General features: G+C 65.0%; 8 protein-coding genes. 4 read left to right on the top strand and 4 right to left on the bottom strand.

The window, feature by feature from the left end; all coding sequences use genetic code 11:
* The first annotated feature begins 252 nt into the window (after positions 1 to 252).
* Positions 253 to 531 (top strand): hypothetical protein, encoded by a 279-nt coding sequence (locus tag P4L93_10720; protein MDR3687417.1) that lies wholly within the window; start codon positions 253 to 255, stop codon positions 529 to 531.
* Between the two features lie 153 nt (positions 532 to 684).
* Positions 685 to 1,005 (top strand): hypothetical protein, encoded by a 321-nt coding sequence (locus P4L93_10715; protein ID MDR3687416.1) that lies wholly within the window; start codon positions 685 to 687, stop codon positions 1,003 to 1,005.
* Between the two features lie 296 nt (positions 1,006 to 1,301).
* Here the strand turns inward: P4L93_10715 and P4L93_10710 are convergent, their stop codons facing one another.
* Entirely contained in the window at positions 1,302 to 1,916 is a 615-nt protein-coding gene (locus P4L93_10710; protein MDR3687415.1) for a mobile mystery protein B, read from the bottom strand.
* The gene (locus tag P4L93_10705; protein MDR3687414.1) at positions 1,913 to 2,383 is read right to left on the bottom strand and encodes a mobile mystery protein A; all 471 of its coding nucleotides are present in this window, start codon (positions 2,381 to 2,383) and stop codon (positions 1,913 to 1,915) included. Before P4L93_10705 ends, P4L93_10710 begins: the two co-directional genes overlap by 4 nt.
* 171 nt (positions 2,384 to 2,554) lie before the next feature.
* Between P4L93_10705 and P4L93_10700 the strand changes: the two genes are divergently transcribed.
* A complete protein-coding gene (locus P4L93_10700) occupies positions 2,555 to 3,919 on the top strand; it encodes a hypothetical protein (GenBank protein ID MDR3687413.1) in 1,365 nt (454 codons plus the stop codon).
* A 74-nt stretch (positions 3,920 to 3,993) separates the two neighbouring features.
* Here P4L93_10700 and P4L93_10695 read toward each other — a convergent pair whose 3' ends face one another.
* Positions 3,994 to 4,578, bottom strand: a complete 585-nt coding sequence (locus tag P4L93_10695) for a hypothetical protein (GenBank protein MDR3687412.1) — start codon at positions 4,576 to 4,578, stop codon at positions 3,994 to 3,996.
* A 273-nt stretch (positions 4,579 to 4,851) separates the two neighbouring features.
* On the opposite strand from P4L93_10695, the gene P4L93_10690 reads away from it, so the two are divergent.
* Positions 4,852 to 5,283 carry a hypothetical protein gene (locus P4L93_10690; protein ID MDR3687411.1) on the top strand — a complete coding sequence of 144 codons (432 nt, stop codon included), beginning with the start codon at positions 4,852 to 4,854 and terminating at the stop codon, positions 5,281 to 5,283.
* Positions 5,284 to 5,354: 71 nt separating this feature from the next.
* On the opposite strand, the gene P4L93_10685 is transcribed toward P4L93_10690, so the two are convergent.
* A partial coding sequence (locus tag P4L93_10685) for a hypothetical protein (GenBank protein MDR3687410.1) occupies positions 5,355 to 5,776 on the bottom strand: 422 nt, incomplete at its 5' end.

Here is a 5,776-nt window from a genome sequence, read left to right as displayed (position 1 = left end):
TGCGCACCCCCCAACGCTCCGTGCGATGCCTCGATTCTTGCACATAGGTTGAGAAATCTCTTGTGCTCTAGATTTCCCGCTCTGCTATCATCGAATCGTGAACTCGGCGGCCACGTTCCCCCCGGACGGCGCCGGTTCCCCTTGGGTCCGCAGACTCCATGATGCCCCCTTTGGGCGCCGGACGTGCCCCCGCCCCCATGGGGGGCACGTCTTGTTCACGGCCTAGCACGTGAAACCCGAGGAGACGCATCCATGTCGCACGTGGAGCAGAACAACTGGGACACGAGGATGCCTGAGGTTTGCAAGGCGCTAGAAGCTCGTGGGCTGGTGGTATTTCCTTCGCACGAGACGCATTCCCTCGTCGTGATGCCTGCAGACGGTCGTGCCGTCGTCGACGGACAGCCGGACTGGGAGCACGTGTTCTCTGCCCCCGAAGTGTTCATCTCGGAGGATGATCTCGCGGCGGAGGACTACAAGGAGATCGTCCTGCGCAAGGTGACCGGTGCTCTCGGGCGCCTGCCGCAGACCTAATACAAGTCGGACCCTCACGCGTCCCCGGCCAACCGCTTCGATCGCGTCTGCGTTCTCGGCACATGGCAAGCTGCAGTCGCGTAGACCATAGTTCTACCTGCTGGCCGATTGAACCACCCGAAAAGCGGTGAAACAGATGACTCGGGAACAGCTGTGGACGTAGGTGAGGTCAAGCGCGAAGCAGAGCTGCTGCTCGCATCTCAAAGGCAAGCCGCCGAGCTTCTTGCAGAGGCGCAACGTCAGGCCGCGGAGCTGGTCCGGGCCTCACAGGCGGATGAACTGGAAGGTGTGCCCGAGTCACAAAGAGCCAGTCTTCAAGCAAGCTTCGACTCGGCGGCAGATCTACTGCTAGAGGGCGAACGCCGGGCTGCGGACGTGTTGCTCGACGCCCAGAAGGACGCGGCCGTTGTCCTGCTCAGCGCACGAATGCTGGTGCTCGATGCACGCAATGCTGGAAAATGCGGAGAGTGCTGAGACCAGGCCGCGCTGTGGCATTGCAAGTGCCGAGAGGCCCAAGGGGGGACACAGGACCGCTGGCATCGTCTCGTTGGAGACGGGCCATCCAGACGGGTGGGCGATGAGGGATTCGAACCCCCGGCTTCTTCCGTGTAGAGGAACGCCGAGCAGTACGCGGTTGTCCGCCTTTGTCCGGTTTCCGCAGGTCAGAATCGGTTTCCCGACACCAGCGGACCCCTGCGAACACCCACGGATTCTCACTCGTTGCTACACGCGTTGCAACACGGCTGGCCCCTCGCGACACGCCTTCGGATTCAGGACCGGGCGAACTCCAAGAGCGGCGCGTAGTCGAAATGACCGTCGGCCGTCCGGAGTGCTTGTAGGTAGCTGCGCCGCGCTTCGCCCGGACTGCCCAGGTTCTCCGACCCCCAGGTGAAGACCGGCTCGCCGAGGGTGCTCGCAAGCAGGTCGGCGGCCAGCCGTGAGTGCCGGCCGTTGCCGTTCACGAACGGGTGGATCACGACGAGCCGGTGATGGAACCGGACCGCCAGTTCGTCGGCCGGCCATGGCAGGTTGTTGAGGTCGGCAGTCTGCGCCATCACGTCGCCGAGCAGCTCGCGGACCTGCGTGGAGATGTAAGGCCAGTGAGCCCCCATGTTTGTGTCGTGCTGCCGATAGGTGCCGGCCCACTTCCACACGTCGCCGAACATCCGTCGGTGCAGGGTCTTCATCGACTCCTCGGTCATGAGCGAGGGGAGCGATCCCGTGCGCGAACTCGTCGACGCCCACGCAATCGCCTGCGCGATGTTCTCTTGCTCTGCTGCGTTGAGGTCGGCCCGGGTGGCAACCCAAGTCGGGATCAGCCCCCTCGCATCCTCGGGGCTCAAGGGTGTCGCGCCCTCGGGCCCTTGGAACAGGTCGTCGGTCATCGCTTGGCGTCCCGCTGCGACCAGAGGCGCCCCGAGCCGATGAGTGCTTCGAGCTGAGCTCTCGTGGAAGCCGCAAGAGCTTCCCCTTCTTGAGCTTCGAGGGCCATTGTCTGGTTGACGCGCTTCATCTGCGCTTCGAGCAGGCTCGCCGCCTGCCGCTCGACCGTCTGCCGGAGGCTTGTGTTCGGGATGAAAGCGTAGACCAGCGTGCAGTCCATTGCCTCTGCTGCGCGGCCAAGCGAGGAAAGCCTCGCTCCCCCGCTCATCTCTTTGTTCTCGAGAGAGCGGACCGCGGGGCCGGTGACTCCCATGCGTGATGCGAGGGCAGCCGCAGTCATGCCGAGCGCGTCCCGGATCGCCCGGACCCATCCGGCCCTCGGCGGTGCATAGCGTGCGGCCGGTCCAAGCGGAACGAGTCGTTGGTCGAGCGCTTCCCGAGCTCTCTTGGCGTCAGCTGGAGTAGTCATCAGCACCTCTATTGCTATCGCATCCTATTTGGTAGCAATTATGACTGCTCTCATATGGGTGTCAATAGCTGATATCTTTGCTGACAAAATCGTGCCTCGCGTGTGCAGCAGGTCGCTCCTGATACGTTCCTGGGTACACATGCCGATATGCTCTGCTGCGGAAGGATCGCCATGAAACGCGCGCTGCTGTTGGCAATGATCATGATTGCTTTGGTCGGGGCAAGCCTCGGCGGTTGCGCTTTCGGAGCCAAGACTCCAACGGCGGGGAACTCCGACGGCGGTTCACAGTCAAGCGCGACTCCGCCCCAGGTGGGAACGTTCCCGCTCTTGCCGCCCGCTCCGGGGCTGTTCCAACCTCAAGCGGCTGCCGTTCTCGGCGGGACGATCAGCAGCATCGGCTACCTCATCGCCGACCCCTTCAGCGGGAAGTTCGTGCCTGGGGTGGCATCGCTCACCGGCGGTACGGCCGTGCAGTTCGAGAAAATCGGCACCGAGGAGCGGTTCGTCACGGCAGCCGCGCAGGTCGGGCAGACCCGTGTGGTCATCGGCCATTCACTGCCAACCGGCTCGCAGGGCCACGGCCAAGTGCCGTTTTGCGCGACAAGCGACGGCGGCGGCGCCTTCGCGACCCACGACCTCGGCCAGCTCGCAGGTGGGCGCTCCGCCCAGCTGCTCGGGGTGGCCGCTTCGGCCGACGGATCGAATCCGGTGCTGATGGCGGTGGGAGCGGTTGGACGCAGCGCCCAAAACGACGTCGGCGACGTGTCGGGTACTGACCCTCTCGTCATCGTCTCGCCCGACTCGGGCAAGACCTGGAGCACGTCTGCGTCCTTACCGCTTCCGACCGGTGTGACAGCGGCCGAGGCGCTTGCGGTCACGTCCGCTTCAGGTGGCACCGCATTTCCGGGCATGTTGGTCGTCGGCGCGGGATGGACCGACGTCTCGGCCACTGGCGCCCGCGAAGTCGGAATCGTGTGGCAGACGCATGATGAGGGCAAGACGTGGAAGATCGTCTCTGACGAGAACTTCGCCCAGACCGGACGCGACTTCTGGCCTGCGTTCGTGGCGGCGGACAATGACACCGTGATCGTCGCTGGCTGGGCCGATTCCGTCGGCTTCGTGAAGACGGGCTCCGGTCCCACCCGTTCCGAGGACTTCGAGTGGGTGGCGGGCAAGGACGGCAAGTGGAACGTCGTCACGGACGGCAACCTGCTTGCCCCCACACGCTCCGGCATCACCACCGCACTGATCAGTCGCGAGGCAGGCGGGTTCCTCTGGGCCGGCGAGACGTATGACACGAGTGCAGGCGGTGCGTTTTACGCAGGGCAGGAGCCGCAGAAGGGCAATCCGTCGGTCTGGCTATTCTCGACGACTGACGGCACGACTTGGAGCCGCTTTGATAGTACGGTGTCGGGTGTCGACGCGGCGGCGATCGTTGTCGGCATCGCGGAGTCCGGCGGCAGGACGGCCTTCTTCGGCGTCGACAGGAACTCCGAGGAGCATGGCTGGGTCGTCGACAGCGCGAGCATCAAGTGATGATCTTCGGTCGCGGCGAGTAGACGGCCTTCACGTGCGTCGGCGGCGTCAAACGTGAGTCAGACGCGTCATGACTACCCCCGAACCGCCAGATAGACAAACGCGACAATGGCTTGAAGCAGCAGCAGCGCCACCACGACGGTCATCACGACGCCGAATACCGAGACGGGCTCGCGCGCCGGCTCGGCGGTCGGTCCCGTCAGACGTCGGACCAGGAATCGCAGCTTGCTGAAGTAGACCCCGCCCCAAAGCGGTGCCCCTTGCCAGTAATAGCTCGCACCAGACGAACGGTCGAGCGCAGCCGCGTAGAACAGCGACTCAAAGGGACCAAGCGCCTGCGGTGACACGCAGAACGCCCTGGCCTCAGGATCGACGACATCGGCGAGGTAGACAGCGACCACGGCCCGGCTCTTCTGCAACCAGCGCGGCAGCACCGACGGCAGCAGCTCCCGGGCCTCTGCCAGCATGCGCGCCCGGTCTCGCGTAACGATCGACATGTCCAGGACCGTCACTGGGCGGACGAACACCACGGAGCGCAGCCGCGTGGCGATGGCATCCGGGTACCACGCGCTGCGGGTCGCGACGATTTCCCTATCGTCCTGCGATACGATCGCGTAGCCCAACCGAGTCAGCTCCGCGCGCTGGGCGTCTAGGTCCATATGTCCTGCTCCTCTGGGTGCCCACGATGCCAACAGTGCCGAACGATCGGCGGCGGCGCAGGTGCGAAGTGCGGGCTGGAGTATATGTGCCCTTCGGCCCGGCCGACTCACCACAGTGGGTCGCAGACGAGTCGCGGGCACCGCCCGCTCAGGGACGATGGGCGGATAGCAGCATCGCGCTTACAAACGCGCGACGAACCCTGGACATTGGCAGGCCCCTCACACCGGCCGACACGCGCGGCGATCCTGCCATGGCTCGCGATCTTGTGGGGCGTGTTCTCGATACTGATGGTCGCTCTCGAGGTGCCCGCCGGCGTCCACGCCACCACGCTCGGCGAAGTCGCCCTGAACTCAGGTCTCGTGGCTGGGGCCGACAGTCTCACGCTCGGGGCCGAGGCCGGCGTGTTGTCCTTCCTCGGGGCGGCCGTGGGGCTGGCCGACATCGTCTTCGGCGTCGGAATGCTCAAGCTTTCTGGTTGGGCGTGGGTCTCGGCGCATGTGGTGATCGCCGGAAGCATCGTTCTGAGCGCCGTGAACTTGTTGGCCAGTCCCCGCAGCTTGGTCGGCCGGGTGTTGGTCATCGCGATCGCCGCCGGTGTCGTCTTCTACCCGCACCGGCCGGCGGTGCTCGGCGCGTTCGGACGCAGTCGGTCGCACGCGCTTGCCGAATTCGAGGCGCCGAAGCCGCCGGATGCCGCCGCATAGATCCACCGTCGGCTCGCTCCAGTCCATGGTCGTGGCGTCGGGCATCGCGCTTGCCACCGCGCACCTCGGGATCAGAGTCCGAGCGGGATCCCGAGCAGCAGCGGGACGACGATGGTGAGAACCAAGCCCGCGGTCGCCGAGGCAGCATTCATGGTCAGCGACACCTTGAGCATGTCATGCGATGGCTTCTTAAGCGCCCAGGTCAGCAATCTCCACTCGACCAACGTGACTGCGGCTTCGAGAAGCAGCCATAACGCTCCAACGACGACCCATAAGAGTCGCCCCGGCAACCCGCCGAGCAGCCCGGAGTTGCCGATAGCGTATGCGACCCAGACAACCACCGGGTTGGTGATGATGTTGACGCACACGACCGCGGCGATCTCCCAGCCGCGACGAAGCCCCATCAGTGCCGCCACTGGCACTTCGACGACAAGAGTCAGCAACAGCGACGCGATCGCGACGGCGGCAAAGGTGATCAGCTCTCCGGAGGCGA

Source organism: Coriobacteriia bacterium, from assembly GCA_031292615.1.
Classification (GTDB): domain Bacteria; phylum Actinomycetota; class Coriobacteriia; order Anaerosomatales; family JAAXUF01; genus JARLGT01.
The sequence above is the reverse complement of the archived record's forward strand: the minus strand, read 5'-3'. Positions and strand labels throughout refer to the sequence as shown.